Here is a 464-nt window from a genome sequence, read left to right on the forward strand (position 1 = left end):
GCTTTATGTGATGTGGTACTAAATAATGGTACTGAACCAGCATCATATTTAGTAGCAAAGACATTAGCATTTAATGAAGCTGGAAAAGACTATAGAGATGTAGCTGGAGATATGGGTTATGACCATAATGATGAAGAAGCAAAGAAATCATGGGAAAAAGCAAAAAAAGAGGTTGGCTTTGATACAGTCACTTTAGAGTTATTAACTTTTGATAGTGAAAGTAGTAGAAGACAAGCCGAATTTATGCAAGCTGAGTTACAAGAAGCACTTCCTGGTTTGACAGTAAAAGTAAAACAACAACCATTTAAACAAAAATTAGAATTAGAACAAAAAGGCGATTTTCACTTAGCATGGTCAGGATGGTCTCCTGATTATCCAGATCCATTAACATTCTTAGAAACTATGCAATCAGGAATTCAGTATGGAGCAAATACAGGATATAAAAGTTCAGAATATGATAAATT

Annotated in this window: 1 protein-coding gene; it reads left to right on the plus strand. The window is 33.6% G+C overall.

Translation table 11 applies throughout. The features are described 5' to 3' along the window. A partial coding sequence (locus tag QQM67_RS30495; protein ID WP_314178653.1) for an ABC transporter substrate-binding protein occupies positions 1-464 on the plus strand: 464 nt, incomplete at both ends.

This window comes from Streptomyces winkii (assembly GCF_032248595.1).
GTDB classification, from domain to species: Bacteria; Actinomycetota; Actinomycetes; order Streptomycetales; family Streptomycetaceae; genus Streptomyces; species Streptomyces winkii.